Below are 16,484 nucleotides of genomic sequence, written 5' to 3'. Positions count from 1 at the left end.
ACGTGGCAGCCATGCAGCTCGCGATCCCCTGGTGCCGGCAGCGTTTGATGATTCCACGCCGGCAGCGCTTCACGCTGGCTCGCGGGCAGGTCGCCCCGAGCTCGACCAGGGCGCCGCAGCTGGTCGCGCACGCGTCGATCGACGTGGCGCAGGCCGCGACGCATTGGGCGCGCGTCGTCAGCGCTCCGTGGGCCTGGCCCACGATCAGGACGGAGCACAGTGCTCCGAGCATCCCCATCGTCGTCGCGCCACGCATCCGAGCCTCTAGGATCGAGGCTACGGACGGAACCGCAGGTCGCAAGGAAGCAGACGCCCAGGCTGGCGACGCAGGGCATGGCGCGGGGTCGGGCGGGTCGGATCACGCCGGCACCCCAGGGCGATACATGAAAAGAGGCATCGCGGGGTGCTGGAGACTCGCCCCGGGCCCCGCTACAGTGGGCCATACATCACATAGCAAGTGCCGCGTGCGGGGGAGGGACCTGACATGGGTATCGACGTGAATCGCGAGCGGGCGATCGATCTCGCGCTCAGCCAGATCGAGAAGCAGTTCGGCAAGGGCGCCATCATGAAGCTGGGGGAGGGCGGCCAGGTCGCCGACATTTCGGCGCTGCCCACCGGCTCGCTCGGGCTCGACATCGCGCTCGGCATCGGCGGCATGCCGCGCGGTCGCGTGGTCGAGATCTACGGACCGGAGTCGTCGGGCAAGACCACGCTCGCGCTCCAGCTCGTCGCCGAGGGACAGAAGCGCGGCGGCATCTGCGCCTTCATCGACGCCGAGCACGCGCTCGACCTCGGCTACGCCAAGAAGCTCGGCGTCAACGCCGAGGAGCTGCTCATCTCACAGCCCGATCACGGCGAGCAGGCGCTCGAGATCGCCGACACGCTCGTGCGCTCGGGCGCCATCGACGTCCTCGTCATCGACTCCGTCGCGGCCCTCGTGCCGCGCGCCGAGATCGAGGGCGACATGGGCGACCCGCAGATGGGCCTGCAGGCGCGCCTGATGTCGCAGGCGCTGCGCAAGCTGACGGGCACCATCTCGAAGTCCCGCACGATCGTCGTCTTCATCAACCAGATCAGAATGAAGATCGGCGTCATGTTCGGAAACCCCGAGACCACCACGGGCGGCAACGCGCTCAAGTTCTACGCCTCGGTGCGGCTCGACATCCGCCGCATCGGCGCGCTCAAGCACGGCGAGGACGTGATCGGCAGCCGCACCAAGGTGAAAGTGGTGAAGAACAAGGTCGCGCCGCCGTTCCGCGAGGTCGAGTTCGACATCCTGTACGGGGTCGGCATCTCCAAGGAAGGCGAGCTGATCGACATCGGCGCCGAAGAAGGCATCATCGAGAAGTCGGGCGCGTGGTACGCGTACGACGGGGAGCGCATCGGGCAGGGCCGCGAGAACGCGCGCGACTTCCTGCGCGAGCATCGCGACGTCGCGGCCAAGATCGAGGCCAAGATTCGCGAGAAACACGGATTGAGGGCCGACGCGGCCACTGTGCCGGCAGCGTCGGGTGACAATGGCAGTGCAGAGGGTGGACGAGCGGCGGACGTCGCTCGGCGAGGGAGGGGCGGGAAGGAATAGAGGGACGTGGACCTGCATGCAATCCTCGCCGAGGGAGTAAATCACGGGGCATCCGACATCCACCTGAAGTTCGGCGTTCCGCCGATTCTTCGGGTACACGGCACACTGCTGCCGGCCGAGGGCTATCCGAACCTCGACCGCGAGGCTATGGCCGCGCTCACGGGCGAGCTGCTCACCGACTACCATCGGGAGAAGCTCGCCAAGCAGCTCCAGGTCGACCTGGGGTACGGCCACCCGGAGTACGGGCGGTTCCGTGTGAACGTCTTCTACCAGCGTGGCGAGCTGCAAGCCGCGCTGCGCCTCATTCCGCCGCGCGTGCGGCACATCCGCGAGCTCAGCCTGCCGCCAGTGATCGAGCGCATCGCGCAGGAGCGGCGCGGGCTCGTCCTGGTGACGGGCACCACGGGTAGCGGCAAGTCGACGACGCTCGCGGCCATGATCGACCAGATCAACCGCACCGCCGCCCGCCACGTGATCACGATCGAAGACCCGATCGAGTACCTGCACAGCGACGAGCAGTCGATCATCACGCAGCGCGAGATCGGCGTCGACTGCATGACCTTCGCCGCCGGTCTGAAGGGCGCGCTTCGTCAGGACCCCGACGTCATCCTGGTCGGCGAGATGCGTGACATCGAGACGATCGAGACGGCCATCCTCGCCGCCGAGACCGGTCACCTGGTGATGTCGACGGTGCACACCCTCGACGCCACCGAGACGATCACCCGCGTGATCGCCGCCTTCCCCGAGCACGCGCGGCCGCAGGCGCGTCTCATCCTGGCCAGCATCTTGAAGGGCGTCATCAGCCAGCGTCTCGTGCCGCGCTCGAACGGCACCGGCATGGTGCCGGCGACCGAGGTCATGGTGTCGACGGCGCTCGTGAAGGAATGCATCCAGCAGCCCGAACGGACGCGCGAGCTGCGCGACGTCATCGCCCGGGGCTACAGCGCCTACGGCATGCAGACCTTCGACCAGTCCTTGATGAGCCTGTGGCGCGAGGGGTACATCACCTTCGAAGAGGCCCTCGCCCAGTCGACGAACCACGACGACTTCGCCCTGAAGGCGCGCGGCATCAACTCGTCGAGCGACTCGCGGTGGGACGACTTCGACAAGAATGACGAAGGTGACGCCGAGGGGCCGATCAAGGTCGACCGCTTCTAGGTCGTCGACACCGCCTTCGGCGGCGCGCCCGACGCCGACGCCGCTCGACGTCGCGGCGCGCCTGCTGACACGCGCGCCACGCACCGAGGCCGAGCTCGAGGCGCGGCTCGTGGCGCGCGGCTATCAGAAGGCCACCGCCGCGCGGACGGTCGAGCGCTGTCGCGAGCTCGGCTACGTCGGCGACGAGCGCCTCGCGCACGAGCGCGCGCGGGCGTTGCGCGCCCGCGGTGCCGGCAGCCTCAAGATCGCGGCCGACCTCGCGGGGCGCGGGCTCGACGAGGCACTCGTCGACGCCGCCGTCGAGGCCTCGCTCGACGGCGAGCCCGAGGCCGCATGGGCGCGTCGCGTCCTCGCCCGCGCGCATGCGACGGGGCCCGGGGCGTGGCGGCTCCTCGCAGGCCGCGGCTTTCCGGAGAACGTGGTCACGGACGTCGTGGGCGATCTCGAATGATGCTGCCGGCGATTCGCGGCGTGATCGACCGCCGGATGCTCGTGAACTTCCGGGTCGATCCGGCCGTGCTGGCGGCGCTTCTGCCGGCTCCGTTCCGCCCGAAGGTGTTCGCGGGCTCCGGCGTGGCCGGCATCTGCCTCATCCGCCTGCGCGCGATCCGACCCGTGGGGTTGCCGTCGTGGCTCGGTGTCGGCTCCGAGAACGCTGCGCATCGCATCGCGGTCGAATGGACGACGGCCGGCGGCGACGTGCGGGAGGGCGTCTACATCCCGCGGCGTGACACCACCTCGCGTCTGAACGCGGCGTTCGGCGGGCGGCTCTTCCCCGGCATCCACCATCACGCCCGCTTCGAAGTGTCGGAGACGGCCGAGCGATTCGCCCTCTCGATGCAGAGCGACGATGGCACCGCGCACCTCTCGGTCGTGACCCGGCTGGCGGCCGACCTGCCCCGCGGATCGATCTTCGGGTCCGTCGCCGAAGCCTCACGCTTCTTCGAGAGCGGCTCGCTCGGCTATTCGCCCACCGCCGTCCCGGCGACGTACCAGGGTCTCGAGCTTCGCTGCGAGCAGTGGCACGTCGAGCCGCTCGCCGTCGAGCAGGTTGCGTCCTCCTTCTTCGACGATCGGGCTCGGTTTCCCACGGGCTCGGCGACGTTCGACTGCGCGCTTCTCATGCGTGGCATCGAGCACGAGTGGCACCAGCGTCGGGACATGTGCTGCGCTCCTGCCGTGACCGCGGCCTGACCCCGGTGCGCCAGCGAGGCGCGCCGGATGGCGTCACCCCCGGAGCGCCGCTATGAAGGCGCCATGGAGCCCTCGGGTTGCGGCTGTCCGCCGACTGCCGCGGTCGCGTCCGGTCCGGGCCGCGTGCACCACGTGTTCATCAACGTCCGGCACCTCGCGCGCTCGCGCGACTTCTACGCCTGGCTCATGCCGCAGCTCGGGTACGAGGGCTCGTGGGACTTCGGCGACACGGGCTCAGCCGGCTACTTGAGCCCGGCGGGCAGCTTCTGGTTGAAGCAGCAGGACGAACGCTTCACCGGCGATGCGTTCCACAAGGATCGCGTCGGCCTGTGCGAGATCGCGTTCGCAGCCGCGAGCCGGGCCGACGTCGACGCCCTCGCGAGCGCCCTCGTCGCGCGCGGCGTCACGATCCTCGACCCGCCGCGCGAGTACCCCGAGTACGTGCGCGGCTACTACGCCGTCTTCTTCGCCGACCCCGACGGCCTGAAGCTGGAGTACGTCCACATTCCGGGAGCCTAGCCTCATGCCCGATTTCGACGCGCACGCCGAGCGCATCGCCCGCGACGGCTACACGATCCTCGAGAACACGATCGAGCCCGAGCTGCGCTGCGCGCTGCTCGCCGAGCTGGAACGCCTCGAGCACGACTACGAGATCGAACCGGCGAAGAACTCGTTCGAGGGCCACCACACGGTGCGCATCTACAACCTCCTGGTCCACGGCAAGCTCTTCGAGCAGATCCCCGTGCACCCCGCGATCCTGCCGCTGGTCGAGCGGGTGCTCGATCCGGGCTGTCTCGTGTCGTCCCTCTCCTCGATCAGCATCGATCCGGGCGAACGGGCGCAGCCGATCCACGCCGACGACCAGCTGATCCCGATTCCGAAGCCGCACGTGCCCACCGTGTGCAACACCATGTGGGCGCTCACCGACTTCACCGAGGAGAACGGCGCGACGCGCGTCATCCCCGGATCGCACCTCCGCGACCACTCGCCCATCTACCTCCAGTCCTACGACAGCATCGCGGCCGAGATGCCGGCGGGCAGCGTGCTCGTATGGCACGGCAGCCTGTGGCACGGCGGTGGCGCGAACCGCTCGCCGCGCCGGCGCGTCGGCATCGCCATGAATTACTGCGCCGGCTTCATCCGGCAGCAGGAGAACCAGCAGCTGGGCATCCCGCGCGAGGTCGCGCGCGGGTTCTCGCCGCGCCTGCGCCAGCTCGTCGGCTATGGCGTCTACAACGGCCTCCTGGGTCACATCGACAAGCAGAGCCCGGAGCGGCTGCTCGACGAGGGGGCGCCAGCCGCGGGCATGGTCTGGGACGCCTACAGCGGCAAGCGCTGAGCCGCGTCGGATGGCGCGCATCTACCACATCACGTCGGCCCCGGAGGCCGAAGCGGCGACCCGCACGGGTGAGTACCTGCCACGGGCGTTCGCCGCGGACGGGTTCATCCACTGCTCGCGCGCGGAGCAGGTGGCTGCCGTCGCGAACGCGTTCTATCGCGGCTGCGACGATCTCGTGCTGCTCGAGATCGATCGCGAGCGCATTCCGTGCAAGGTCGTGGACGAGAACCTGGACGGCGGGCGCGAGCTCTTCGCGCACGTCTACGGCCCGCTTCCGATCTCGGTCGTGGTGGCGGTGCACGCGCTGCGGCCCGACGCCGACGGCCGCTTCGAGCTTCCGGCAGCCGTGCCCCGGACATGAGCGAGTTCATCCTGCCGGCGCACGCGTGGCCGGCCATGCCGCCGCCGCACCGCGCGTTCCTGGAGCGCGCGCTTCCAGTGCTGCGCGCCGACGCACGTCTCGTGGGTGTCGCCGCGGGCGGATCCTTCATCGCCGGCGTGCTCGACGAGCACTCCGATCTCGACCTGGTCGTCGTGTCCCGCGCCGAGGCGGCCGCGGACGTCCTCGCGGGCGGGCAGGACCTCGCACGACGGCTGGGAACCCTGCTGGTCGCATTCCCGGGCGACCACGTCGGCGAGCTGCGCCTGCTCGTCTGCCTCTACGGGTCCCCGCTGCTGCACGTCGATTTCAAGTTCGTCTCCACCGGCGAGCTCCGACACCGCGTCGAGGATCCGACGATCCTCTGGGATCGCACCGGGGAGGTGCGGGCCGTTCTGTCGGAGACCGGCGCCGTGTATCCGCCGCCGGACCTGCAGTGGATCGAGGACCGGTTCTGGCCGTGGATGCACTACCTCGGAGTGAAGATCGCGCGCGGCGAGCTGTTCGAGGCGATCGACGGACTGGGCTTCGTGCGTGCGCACGTCCTGGGACCGCTCGCCTTGTCCGAGGCGGGCGCGCAGCCGAACGGCGTCCGACGGGTGGAGCAGAGCGTGCCCGATCGCGCCGGCGAGCTGCGCGCGACGGTTCCCGCCCACGAGGCTGCATCGTGCCGGCGCGCGCTCGCGGCGACCGTCGCGCTCTACGCCGACCTGCGCGATCGGATCTCGCCCCCGACGCTCGTGCGCCGCGCCGAGGCGGAAGACGCCGTGCGGACCTTTCTCGAGCTGCCGCCGCGATGCTCGAAGCGATCCTGACGCGATACGGCGCCCTCGCCGTATTCGTCGGCGTCGCGGTGGAGGGCGAGGTGACGCTCATCCTCGCGGGCGTGGTCGCGCACCTGGGATACTTCGATCTCTCGACCGCGATCGCCGCTGGCGCGCTGGGCGGCATGGCCGGCGACTCGACGCTCTACGCCGTGGGTCGCCGCGGCGCCGCCGTGATACGCGGCACGGCGCTGTATCAGCGTGCCGAGCCCACCGTCGAGCGGCTCGCCACGTGGCTCGGGCCGCGCGAGGTCGTCGCGTCGCGCTTCGTCTACGGGACGCGGGCGGCGTCGATGGTGTTCTGGGGCGTGCGCGGGCTCCCCTACGGCCGGTTCCTCGCCTTCGACGTCGTCGGGTGCATGCTCTACGCCATCGCCTTCGCGTCGCTCGGCTATGCCTTCAGCCAGAGCGCCGCGGCGCTGGTCGGGAACGTCCGTCGTGTCGAGATGTGGCTCCTCGGAGCCGCCGTCGCCGCGCTCGGGGTGGCGTTGGCGCGGCGCTTCGTCGCGCGGCGGATGGTGACGGCGTCGCGCGGGAGCTGAGCCATCAACGATCGCGCGGCGACGTGATAGAGGTCGCCCATGGCTGAGCCGAAGACGGTCCTCGATGCGATCGCGACGCGCCTCGGCGAGACGACGGCCGTCGTGCTCGGGCTCTCCGCGGGAGCCATGCTCGCCGAGGGCGCCGTGCTGGTGCCGTGGTGGCGTTCGCTCCCGCCCGCATCCTTCCTCCAATGGTACGCGTCGAACGCGATGCGTCTGTTCGACTTCTTCGGTCCCCTCGAGATCGCCGGCGCGGCGCTCGCGCTCGCGGCGAGCGCGCTGCACCTCGCGCGACGACGACCCGCGAGCGGCTGGTTCCTCGCGTCGACGGTGCTGGCGGTCGCGATCCTCGCCGCGTTCCCGATCTACTTCCAGGAGGTGAACGCCTCGTTCGCCGCCGGCACGGTCGAGCCGGAGCGCGTCGGCTCGGAGCTCGCACGATGGGCTTCGTGGCACTGGGGGCGCACGGCGCTCGGCATCGTCGCCTGCGGCGCCGCGGTTCGCGGCGTGCGCGTGACGGGCATGGACGGAGCCTGACGTGGCCGGCGCAGTCTCCATCGTGCCGTTCGAGGAGCGCCATCACGCCGCCTGCACGGCGATCCTCGGAGCGTTGCCCGACTGGTTCGGCATCCCGGAGTCGAACACCGCCTATCTCCAGGGTCTGCGCGAGCTTCCCGCGTTCGTGGCCCTGCGCGACGGCGACGTCGTCGGCTTCGCGAGCCTCCGCCCCCACTTCGAGCGCTCGGCCGAGCTCGAGGTCATGGCCGTGCGTCCGGACCAGCATCGGAGCGGCGTCGGTCGCGCGCTCGTGCGGCATTGCGAGGCCTGGCTGCGCGCGCGAGGCTTCGCCGTGCTCCACGTGAAGACCCTCGCGCCCTCGCATCCGGATCCCTTCTACGCGCGCACGCGGGCGTTCTACCTCGCGCTCGGCTTCGAGCCGGTCTTCGAAACGCCGGCGCTGTGGGGCCCCGAGAATCCGGCGCTCGTCTCGGTGAAGCTCCTCTCCAGGTCATGATCCGAGCGGCTCGTCGAGCCGTCGGAGCTGCGCCGCGGCGTGGGTCAAGTGCTCGTGACCCACGCCTGCGCCGAGGCGCGCCGGCTGGGACGCCGGGTGCTCGTGATCCAGGGCGATCCCAATGCCGCCGGCTTCTACGAGGCCTGCGGGGCGCGGCAGGTCGGCTGGCAGCCGTCCACCAGCATCCCGGGGCGGTTGCTCCCCCTGTTTCGGCTCGAGCTGACGAGCTAGGCTCGGCGACGCATGGACGGCGTCCACGATCTCGGCGGGATGGGTGGCTTCGGCGCCGTCGAGGTCGAGCCCAACGAGCCGGTGTTCCACGAGCCTTGGGAGGCGCGCGCGTTCGCGCTCAACTTCCTCGGCATCGGCGTCCTGCGCGCATACAACGTGCACGAGTACCGGCACGCCGTCGAGCGCATGGATCCCGCACACTATCTCGCTGCGTCGTACTACGAGCGATGGCTCACGGGCGTCGCCACGCTGCTCGTCGAGAAGGGCGTCGTCACGCGCGACGAGCTGGAGGCGCGCGCGGGCGGACCGTTTCCGCTCTCGCGGCCCGCGGCGCCCGGACGGACCGCCGACGCGCCCGGCGAGGGACCGCGCTTCGCCGTCGGCGACACCGTGCTCGTCCGCGACGTCCATCCGCGCGGGCACACGCGCGCTCCGCGCTACGTGCGCGGGCGGCGCGGCGTCGTGCTCCGCGTCGTGCGGCGCTTCCTCTTCCCGGACGCGGCAGGCCACGGCCTACGCGCGCACAAGGAGCATGCGTATCACGTGGAGTTCCCGGCCGAGGATCTGTGGGAGGACGCGGGGAGCCGCGCGACCGTGATCGTCGATCTGTGGGAGAGCTACCTCGCGAGGGCGTCGTGAGCGATCCGCGTCACCCGATCGCCCCGGCACCCGTCGCCAAGCGTGCGCAGGCGGTCGAGGAAGCCCTGTCTACGAGGGGGCTCGTGCCCGATGGCTTCCTCGACGAAACGGTGGCCCGCACGCGTCAGGAGTTCAGTCCGGAGAACGGCGCCCGCGTCGTCGCACGCGCGTGGACCGATCCCGGCTATCGCGCGCGACTGCTCGCGGACGGTGCGGCGGCGACGGCGGAGCTCGGCATCGCGCCGCCCACCAGCGAGTACCTGGTCGTGCTGGAGAACACGCCGACCCTGCACAACGTCATCGTCTGCACGCAGTGCTCCTGCACGGCGTGGTCCGTCATCGGCCTGCCGCCCGACTGGTACAAGAGCCCGGAGTACCGCGCCCGCATCGTGCGCGAGTCGAGGACCCTCCTCGCCGAGATGGGCCTCGATCTCCCCGAGGACGTCGCCGTGCGCGTGTGGGACACGAGCGGTGAGACGCGCTACATGGTGCTGCCGCTCCGGCCGGCCGGCACCGAGGGGTGGAGCGAGGAGCGGCTCGCCGCGATCGTCACGCGCGAGGCGATGATCGGGGTTGCGCGCGTGGACGTCCCTCGCTCGTGACCGGACCGGCCGCGTCGCCTTGTGTTGGGTCGATCGCGGGGCGACTCTGCAGCATGGCCTCGCGGGCTCGCGGTGACGGATCCGCCCGATGACGCCCAGTCGACCGTTCGATCTCGTGATCTTCGACTGCGACGGCGTGCTCGTCGACAGCGAGCGGTTGATCAACCGGATCGAGTCGCGGCTCTTCTCGCAGGTCGGGCTCGACGTCTCGCCCGACGAGGCGCGGACGGCGTTCAAGGGACGAACCGTGGCGGAGATCGTCGCCATCGCGGAGTCGGCGCGCGGGGCGACGCTCCCGGCGGGCTGGCTCTACGACTGGGGCATGCTGATCGCGCTCGGCTTCGTGCGGGATCTGCGCGCCGTCTCGGGCGTGCGCTCGGTGCTCGACCGTCTGGCGGCTCGCGAGATCCCCACCTGCGTCGCCTCGCAGGCGCCGAAGGTCCGCGTCGAGCTGGCGCTGGCGGTGACGGACCTCGAGCGATATTTCGGCGCGCGTGCCTTCACGGCATCGATGGTGCCGCGCGCAAAGCCGCTTCCGGACCTCTTCCTCTACGCGGCGGCGGCCATGGGCGCGGAGCCGTCGCGCTGCGCCGTCGTCGAGGACTCGGAGAGCGGCGTTCGCGCCGCGGTCGCCGCCGGGATGACCGTGTTCGGCTACGCGGCCGATGAGGACGCCGAGGCTCTCGCACGGGCCGGCGCGGCCGTCTTCGGGACGATGGCGGAGCTGCCCGCGCTGCTCGAGTCCGGCGCGGACGCGGGCGCGAGAGGGAATCCCCCCGAAGCGGTCGTGCGCCTGCGGGACGCGTACCAGGCGTTCGCGGCCGGTGACCGGCGTAGCCTCGGCGATCTTCTTTCCGACGACGTCGTCTATCACCTCCCCGGCCGGCATCTGGGTGGCGGCACGCTGCGCGGGCGGTCGGAGGTCTTCGAGCGAACGGCCCGCGCGGCCCTCTCGTGCGACGGGCCTCCGGCGGTCCGTCTCCGCAACGTGGTCGGATCGGGCGAGCACGTCCTCTCCATCGAGCGGTTCGCCGCCCGCCGGCGCGGCCGGAGCGTCGACCAGGAGGTGTGCGTCGTGTGGCGGATGGCGGGCGAGCGGTGCGTCGAGATCTGGTCGGCGTTCTCGGACCAGGCCTCGTGCGATCGCTTCTGGCAGGACGGATGAGCGAGCCGATCGCGATCCGGGAGTTCTTCGAGTCCTATCGCCAGGCGTTCAACCGCCTGGACGTCGACGCCATCGTCGGCCACTTCTGCACGCCCGCCACGCTGTCGACGAACGACGGCTACACGGTCTGGAGCGATGCCGCGCAGGTCCACAAGAACATCACGGCGCTCTGCAACCTCTACCGCACGCTCGGCTTCGCCGGGGCGGAGTGCGAGCCGCTGGACATCCTGGAGCAGCCGCCTCGGCATGCATTCGCGAACGTGCTGTGGACGGTCCATCACCGGGAAGGGCTGTCGCCGTGGCGGTTCCGGACGGCCTACAACCTGCGGTGCGAAGGTGGTCGCTGGCGGATTCTCCTCTGCACGGCGTACGAGGAAAAGGTGACGACGGGATGACGCTATCCGGCTGGATGCGGAACGCCCTCTGGGCGACCGGCGTGATGAACGTCGGCGCCGCCTTCGCCTTTGCGCCCTCCGGCCAGGCGCTTCGCGCGGTGGCGGGCTTTCCGGACGGCGAGCCGCTCTACCTCGCCACCTCGAGCCTGTTCGTGCTGCTGTTCGGCGTGGGCTACCTCTGGTCGGCCGCCGTGGGCCGGGCCGACCGGATCTTCATCACGATCGCGGCGATCGGAAAGCTCTCGTTCGTGGCGCTCGTGGTGACGTACTGGCTCGCAGGCGCGCTGCCGGCGCGCGCCGTCCTCGTGGCGAGCGGCGACGTCGTGTTCGGCGTGCTGTTCCTCGCGTGGCTCGCGGGCATCGGCGTTCCGGAGGCGTCGACGCATGCCGCGTGACGCGGTCCTCGTCACCGGCGGCAACTCGGGCATCGGCTTCGAGTGCGCGCGCCAGCTCGCACGGGAGGGCCGGCACGTCCTCATCGCGAGCCGCAACCGCGCCCTCTCCGTCGAAGCGGTGCGTCGCATCGCCGCCGAGAGCGGGGCCGACGCGGTCGCCGAAGCCGGCCTCGACCTCGGCTCGATCGAATCGGTGCGCCGCTTCGCGAACGAGCTCGATGCTTCCGATCTGCGGCTCCGCGCGCTCGTCTGCAATGCGGGCCTGCAGGTGAGCCGCGGCCCGCAGCTCTCGCCCGACGGGTTCGAGATCACGTTCGCCGTGAACCACCTCGGCCACTTCCTGCTGACGAACCTGCTCCTCGAACGCCTGCGCGCGAACGCGCCGGCACGGATCGTCGTGGTCGCCTCCGGCGTGCACGATCCGAAGCTCCGCACGGGCATGCCGAAGGCGAACGTGACGGACCTCGGGACGCTGGCGGCCACCGGCGGTCCCCGCAGGGGCGAATTCGACGGCCGCCTCGCGTACGTGAACAGCAAGCTCTGCAACCTCTGGTTCACCTACGAACTCGTGCGACGCATGGCGGCCGCCGGGATCTCGAACGGCCAGCATGCCGTGACCGTCAACGCGTACGATCCGGGTCTCGTCCCGGGCTCGGGCCTCGCGCGCGACTATCCGGCGGCGCTGCGATTCGCGTGGAACCGGATCCTTCCCGGCGTGGCGACGGTGCTCTCGCCGGTGCTGCCGACCATCAACCCGGCATGGAAGTCCGGCCGGGCGCTTGCCCGCCTCGTGACCGATCCCGCGCTCGCCACCGTCACGGGGAAATACTTTCCCTCCCACGCGCGCTGGCACGAGGCGGCCTCGTCGGACGCGTCGTACGACACGGATCGAGCGCGCGCGCTGTGGGACGAGAGCGTACGCATGAGCCGCCTCGCGCCGGCGGAGTCACCGCTCGCGCGAGCGTGACGGCCGGGACAAGGGGGTTTCGATGTCGACCACTCAGGCGGACAAGGGCCGTGCATTTCGTGCCCTCCACCAGCGCGATCGCGCGTTCATCATTCCCAACCCGTGGGACGTCGGCACGGCCCGCCTCCTCGCGCACATGGGTTTCGAGGCCCTCGCGACGACGAGCGCCGGCTACGCCTTCTCCGTCGGACGCCGCGACAACACCGTCGGTCGCGACGAGATGATCGCGCACGTCGCCACGATCGTCGCGGCGACGCCGCTGCCCGTCAGCGCGGATCTCGAGAACGGCTTCGGCGACGACCCCGCGACCTGCGCGGAGACGATCCGTCGCGCCGCCGCGACCGGTCTGGTGGGCGGCTCGATCGAGGACGCGACCGGCCGCCCTGGCGATCCCATCTATCCGAAGGCGCTCGCGGTCGAGCGCGTGCGGGCCGCGGTGGAGGCGGCGCGCGCGCTGCCGTTCCCCTTCACCCTCACGGCGCGTGCCGAAAACCATCTCCACGGACGACCGGATCTCGCGGACACCATCGCGCGGCTGCAGGCGTACCAGGAAGCGGGCGCAGACGTGCTCTACGCGCCGGGTCTCGCCAGCCGGGACGACATCGCGGCCGTGATTCGCTCCGTCGATCGGCCGGTGAACGTGGTGATGGGCCTGCAGGGCGCACGGCTCGGCCTGGCCGAGCTGTCCGCGCTCGGCGTCCGGCGCATCAGCGTCGGCAGCGCGCTCGCGCGCGCCGCGCTCGGCGCCTTCCTGCGCGCCGCGCGCGAGATGAAGGAGCAGGGCACGTTCACCTTCGCCGATCAGGCCGTCTCCTACCGCGACGTCAGCGCCATGCTCGCACCATGAGGTCACCCCGATGATCGCGCTCCAGCCCATCGGCCACGTCCGCAGCGCCCGCAACGATCTCACCGACGACGACTGGGGCGACGTGCGGGCCCGCATCGAGCTCGACGAGACGTTCCCACCCGAATGCCTCGACGGCATCGAGGAGTTCTCGCACCTGGAGGTCATCTTCTGCTTCGACCGCGTCGACGAGACCAAGGTCGAGCGCGGCGCGCGACATCCGCGCGGCAACCGCGAGTGGCCCCGCGTCGGGATCTTCGCGCAGCGAGGCAAGGATCGTCCGAACCGCCTGGGCTCGACGATCGTCGAGCTGGCGGCGCGCGCCGGGCGCGTGCTCACGGTCGTCGGGCTCGACGCGATCGACGGGACGCCCGTGTTGGACGTCAAGCCCGTCATGGTCGAGTTCCTGCCGCGCGGCGAGGTGCGCCAGCCGCCCTGGTCGCACGAGCTCATGCGCAGCTACTGGCGCTGACGGCGATGCAGCAGATCCTCGTCTACGGCGACTCGCTCACGTGGGGCATCATCCCCGACACGCGCCGGCGCCAGCCCTTCGAGCGCCGATGGCCGGGCGTGATGGAGCGGGACCTCCTCGCCGCGGGGCACCGCGTGCGCGTCATCGAGGACTGCCTCAACGGGCGGCGCACGGTGTGGGACGATCCGTTCAAGCCCGGGCGCAACGGGCTCGCCGGGCTCGAGCAGCGGATCGAGATCAACTCGCCCCTGGCGCTCGTCGTCGTCATGCTGGGGACGAACGACTTCCAGTCCGTGCACCCGCACGACGCCTGGCAATCGGCGCAGGGTCTGGCGGCGATCGTGCGTGCCATCCGGCGCGCGCCGATCGAGCCCGGCATGCCCACGCCCGAGGTGCTGATCGTGGCGCCGCCGCCGATCCGGACGCCGCGCGGGCCCATGGCCCCCAAGTTCCTCGGCGCCGACGCCAAGTGCGCGGGGCTCGCCGCGGCATACGAGCGGGTCGCCGCCGAGGAGGCGTGCCGCTTCTTCGACGCCGCCACGGTCACGACCTCGAGCACCGTCGACGGCGTCCACCTGGACGCCGAGCAGCACGTGGCGCTGGGGGAGGCGCTCGCCAGGGTGGTGGCGCCGCTCCTCTAGCGCGGTGCCGAAGGCGACGGCGGGGCCCTTCTGCGAGCCCCCGCCGCCTGCTAGGAGCGATCCCATGGAAGCCGTCGCGACCGAGCCGTTCTTCTTCAACCCGTTCGACGAAGCGACCCGTCGCGACCCCTACGTGCTCTTCGCGCGCGCGCGTCGCGAGCATCCGGTCTGGCGCCACGAGGGGCTGCCGTTGTCCTCCGTCTTCCTCCACGCCGACTGCCAGGCGATCCTGCGCGACCCGCAGACCTGGTCGAGCCAGTTCCCGACCCCGCCCGGGTTCGAGCCCGACGACGTCCCGCGCAGCATGCTCGTGCTGGATCCGCCGCAGCACACGCGCCTGCGCGGCCTCGTGAGCCAGGCCTTCACGCCGAAGCGCGTGCGCGGCCTCGCGCCGCGCGTCGAGACCATCGCCCAGGAGCTGCTCGACGACGCGCTCGAGAAGCGCGAGGTCGATCTGGTCGAGGCGCTCACGTATCCGCTGCCCGTCATCGTCATCGCCGAGATGCTGGGCGTACCGGCCGCCGATCGTGCCCAGTTCAAGGCGTGGTCCGACGCGCTCGTAGCGCCACTCGGGTCGATCTTCTTCGCGCCGCCCGCGCCCGAGCTGGTGGCGCAGCAACGGCAGATCCGCGCCGAGTTCGAGGCGTACTTCGTGAAGCTGATCGAGGAGCGGCGGGCCCGCCCGCAGGACGACCTCCTCTCCGCGCTGGTCGCCGCCGAGCTCGAAGGATCGCGCCTGTCGTTCGACGAGCTGCTCGCGATGCTGATCCTGCTCCTCGTCGCCGGCAACGAGACCACGACGAACCTCATCGGCAACACGGCGATCGAGCTGCTCGCGCACCCGAAGGAGCTCGCGGCCGTGCGCGCCGATCCGTCACTCGTGCCGGGTACGATCGAAGAGGTGCTGCGCTTCGCGTCACCCGTGCAGATGGACCCGCGCATCGCGACACGCGACGTCGTGATCCAGGGCACGACCATCCCGGCGGGCGAGTTCGTGCTCTGCTGGCTCGGGGCGGCCAACCGCGACGAGGGCGTCTTCGAGCGTCCCGAGGCGTTCGACGTCCGCCGGCAGAAGAACAACCACATCTCGTTCGGCTTCGGGCCGCACTACTGCCTCGGCTCGGCGCTCGCGACGCTCGAAGCCGAGGTCGCGCTGCGCGTGCTGCTGGCGCGCACGCGCAGCTTCCGCCGCATCGACGATCGCCCGCTGCCCATGCATCCGAGCATCGTCTTTCGCGGTGTCACGAGCTTGCCGCTGGCCCTCGAGCCGGCGTGAGAGAAGAGAGAGGACGTTCCCACATGGCCAAGGTCACGAAGTCGGACGAGGAGTGGCGGCGCGAGCTCACGCCGGAGCAATACGCCGTGTGCCGCCAGAAGGGCACCGAGCGCGCGTTCACGGGGAAGTACTGGAACACCAAGGACGACGGCACGTACCATTGCTCGGCCTGCGGAGCGCCCCTGTTCGACGCGAAGACGAAGTTCGACTCCGGCACGGGCTGGCCGAGCTTCTGGAAGCCGGTCTCGCCCGACGCCGTGAAGACCGAAGAGGATACGTCCCACGGGATGCGCCGCATCGAGGCGCTCTGCGCCGCCTGCGACGCCCACCTGGGCCACGTCTTTCCCGACGGCCCGCAGCCGACCGGCGAGCGCTACTGCATGAACTCGGTGTCGCTCGACCTGCGCAAGCGCGACTGAGCCGCGGTCAGAACCCCGTCAGCGCGATCGCGCCGAGCAGGAGCAGCGCGCCGGCCGGCACGAGCACGATGCCGAGCCCCGGGTCGCCGGCTTCAACCATCGCTGCTGCGCGGAGTACCTACACGGCTTGTGTGACGAGATTGTTCGCGTGTGCGGGCGGGGCCGCTTGTACCCCCCGCCTCGTCGGAGGCATTGGGATGCTCGTCGTGACCCCCGTCGCCCGTCTCGCCGCCGCGTGGTGCGCATGCCGCTCCGTCGTCGTGCTCACCGGCGCGGGCCTCTCGACCGCATCCGGCATTCCCGACTTCCGCTCGCCGGGTGGACGGTGGTCCCGGTACCGGCCGGTGACGATCCAGGAGTTCCTCGCGTCCGAAGCCGACCGCGAGCGCTACTGGCGGTACAAGG

At 70.9% G+C, this 16,484-nt stretch carries 24 protein-coding genes and 1 pseudogene; 24 read left to right on the top strand and 1 reads right to left on the bottom strand.

The window, feature by feature from the left end; genetic code table 11:
- A partial coding sequence (locus VMS22_03225) for a hypothetical protein (GenBank protein ID HXJ33025.1) occupies positions 1–232 on the bottom strand: 232 nt, incomplete at its 3' end.
- Between the two features lie 252 nt (positions 233–484).
- Between VMS22_03225 and recA the strand changes: the two genes are divergently transcribed.
- From recA to VMS22_03105, 24 genes and pseudogenes are all read left to right on the top strand, one after another.
- Positions 485–1,582 carry a recombinase RecA gene (gene recA, locus VMS22_03220; GenBank protein HXJ33024.1) on the top strand — a complete coding sequence of 366 codons (1,098 nt, stop codon included), beginning with the start codon at positions 485–487 and terminating at the stop codon, positions 1,580–1,582.
- Positions 1,583–1,588: 6 nt separating this feature from the next.
- Complete coding sequence (locus tag VMS22_03215) at positions 1,589–2,740, top strand: type IV pilus twitching motility protein PilT (GenBank protein ID HXJ33023.1); 1,152 nt, start codon at positions 1,589–1,591, stop codon at positions 2,738–2,740.
- On the top strand, positions 2,703–3,191 hold the full coding sequence (locus tag VMS22_03210; GenBank protein HXJ33022.1) for a regulatory protein RecX: 489 nt from the start codon (positions 2,703–2,705) through the stop codon (positions 3,189–3,191). Before VMS22_03215 ends, VMS22_03210 begins: the two co-directional genes overlap by 38 nt.
- Positions 3,191–3,934 carry a DUF2071 domain-containing protein gene (locus tag VMS22_03205; protein ID HXJ33021.1) on the top strand — a complete coding sequence of 248 codons (744 nt, stop codon included), beginning with the start codon at positions 3,191–3,193 and terminating at the stop codon, positions 3,932–3,934. Before VMS22_03210 ends, VMS22_03205 begins: the two co-directional genes overlap by 1 nt.
- 63 nt (positions 3,935–3,997) lie before the next feature.
- A complete protein-coding gene (locus VMS22_03200; protein ID HXJ33020.1) occupies positions 3,998–4,453 on the top strand; it encodes a VOC family protein in 456 nt (151 codons plus the stop codon).
- Positions 4,454–4,457: 4 nt separating this feature from the next.
- Positions 4,458–5,273, top strand: a complete 816-nt coding sequence (locus VMS22_03195) for a phytanoyl-CoA dioxygenase family protein (GenBank protein HXJ33019.1) — start codon at positions 4,458–4,460, stop codon at positions 5,271–5,273.
- A 10-nt stretch (positions 5,274–5,283) separates the two neighbouring features.
- Complete coding sequence (locus VMS22_03190; protein ID HXJ33018.1) at positions 5,284–5,634, top strand: DUF952 domain-containing protein; 351 nt, start codon at positions 5,284–5,286, stop codon at positions 5,632–5,634.
- Positions 5,631–6,467 (top strand): oxalate:formate antiporter, encoded by an 837-nt coding sequence (locus VMS22_03185; protein ID HXJ33017.1) that lies wholly within the window; start codon positions 5,631–5,633, stop codon positions 6,465–6,467. Before VMS22_03190 ends, VMS22_03185 begins: the two co-directional genes overlap by 4 nt.
- Positions 6,449–7,018 (top strand): VTT domain-containing protein, encoded by a 570-nt coding sequence (locus VMS22_03180; GenBank protein ID HXJ33016.1) that lies wholly within the window; start codon positions 6,449–6,451, stop codon positions 7,016–7,018. The genes VMS22_03185 and VMS22_03180 overlap by 19 nt, the downstream gene beginning before the upstream one ends.
- 39 nt (positions 7,019–7,057) lie before the next feature.
- The gene (locus VMS22_03175) at positions 7,058–7,555 is read left to right on the top strand and encodes a hypothetical protein (GenBank protein ID HXJ33015.1); all 498 of its coding nucleotides are present in this window, start codon (positions 7,058–7,060) and stop codon (positions 7,553–7,555) included.
- Position 7,556: 1 nt separating this feature from the next.
- Positions 7,557–8,033: a GNAT family N-acetyltransferase gene (locus tag VMS22_03170; GenBank protein HXJ33014.1), complete on the top strand. Its 477-nt coding sequence runs from the start codon at positions 7,557–7,559 to the stop codon at positions 8,031–8,033.
- 24 nt (positions 8,034–8,057) lie between these two features.
- Positions 8,058–8,264 (top strand): annotated as a pseudogene (locus tag VMS22_03165) (GNAT family N-acetyltransferase).
- Between the two features lie 12 nt (positions 8,265–8,276).
- The gene (nthB, locus tag VMS22_03160; GenBank protein ID HXJ33013.1) at positions 8,277–8,903 is read left to right on the top strand and encodes a nitrile hydratase subunit beta; all 627 of its coding nucleotides are present in this window, start codon (positions 8,277–8,279) and stop codon (positions 8,901–8,903) included.
- Positions 8,900–9,505: a nitrile hydratase subunit alpha gene (gene nthA, locus VMS22_03155; GenBank protein HXJ33012.1), complete on the top strand. Its 606-nt coding sequence runs from the start codon at positions 8,900–8,902 to the stop codon at positions 9,503–9,505. Before nthB ends, nthA begins: the two co-directional genes overlap by 4 nt.
- 88 nt (positions 9,506–9,593) lie before the next feature.
- Positions 9,594–10,670, top strand: a complete 1,077-nt coding sequence (locus VMS22_03150; protein ID HXJ33011.1) for an HAD-IA family hydrolase — start codon at positions 9,594–9,596, stop codon at positions 10,668–10,670.
- Positions 10,667–11,065, top strand: a complete 399-nt coding sequence (locus VMS22_03145; GenBank protein HXJ33010.1) for a hypothetical protein — start codon at positions 10,667–10,669, stop codon at positions 11,063–11,065. Before VMS22_03150 ends, VMS22_03145 begins: the two co-directional genes overlap by 4 nt.
- Positions 11,062–11,460: a hypothetical protein gene (locus VMS22_03140; GenBank protein HXJ33009.1), complete on the top strand. Its 399-nt coding sequence runs from the start codon at positions 11,062–11,064 to the stop codon at positions 11,458–11,460. The genes VMS22_03145 and VMS22_03140 overlap by 4 nt, the downstream gene beginning before the upstream one ends.
- A complete protein-coding gene (locus VMS22_03135) occupies positions 11,450–12,427 on the top strand; it encodes an SDR family NAD(P)-dependent oxidoreductase (GenBank protein ID HXJ33008.1) in 978 nt (325 codons plus the stop codon). Before VMS22_03140 ends, VMS22_03135 begins: the two co-directional genes overlap by 11 nt.
- Before the next feature lie 22 nt (positions 12,428–12,449).
- The gene (locus VMS22_03130; protein ID HXJ33007.1) at positions 12,450–13,274 is read left to right on the top strand and encodes an isocitrate lyase/phosphoenolpyruvate mutase family protein; all 825 of its coding nucleotides are present in this window, start codon (positions 12,450–12,452) and stop codon (positions 13,272–13,274) included.
- Positions 13,275–13,284: 10 nt separating this feature from the next.
- The gene (locus VMS22_03125; GenBank protein ID HXJ33006.1) at positions 13,285–13,743 is read left to right on the top strand and encodes an SAM-dependent methyltransferase; all 459 of its coding nucleotides are present in this window, start codon (positions 13,285–13,287) and stop codon (positions 13,741–13,743) included.
- Positions 13,744–13,748: 5 nt separating this feature from the next.
- Positions 13,749–14,384, top strand: coding sequence for an SGNH/GDSL hydrolase family protein (locus VMS22_03120; GenBank protein ID HXJ33005.1), 636 nt, complete (start codon positions 13,749–13,751; stop codon positions 14,382–14,384).
- A 64-nt stretch (positions 14,385–14,448) separates the two neighbouring features.
- The gene (locus VMS22_03115) at positions 14,449–15,660 is read left to right on the top strand and encodes a cytochrome P450 (protein HXJ33004.1); all 1,212 of its coding nucleotides are present in this window, start codon (positions 14,449–14,451) and stop codon (positions 15,658–15,660) included.
- 23 nt (positions 15,661–15,683) lie between these two features.
- On the top strand, positions 15,684–16,079 hold the full coding sequence (msrB, locus tag VMS22_03110) for a peptide-methionine (R)-S-oxide reductase MsrB (protein HXJ33003.1): 396 nt from the start codon (positions 15,684–15,686) through the stop codon (positions 16,077–16,079).
- 197 nt (positions 16,080–16,276) lie between these two features.
- Positions 16,277–16,484 (top strand): Sir2 family NAD-dependent protein deacetylase (locus tag VMS22_03105; protein ID HXJ33002.1); only part of this gene is annotated, 208 nt, incomplete at its 3' end.

It is taken from the genome of Candidatus Eisenbacteria bacterium (assembly GCA_035577985.1).
Lineage (GTDB): Bacteria > Desulfobacterota > Binatia > DP-6 > DP-6 > DATJZY01.
The sequence above is the reverse complement of the archived record's forward strand: the minus strand, read 5'-3'. Positions and strand labels throughout refer to the sequence as shown.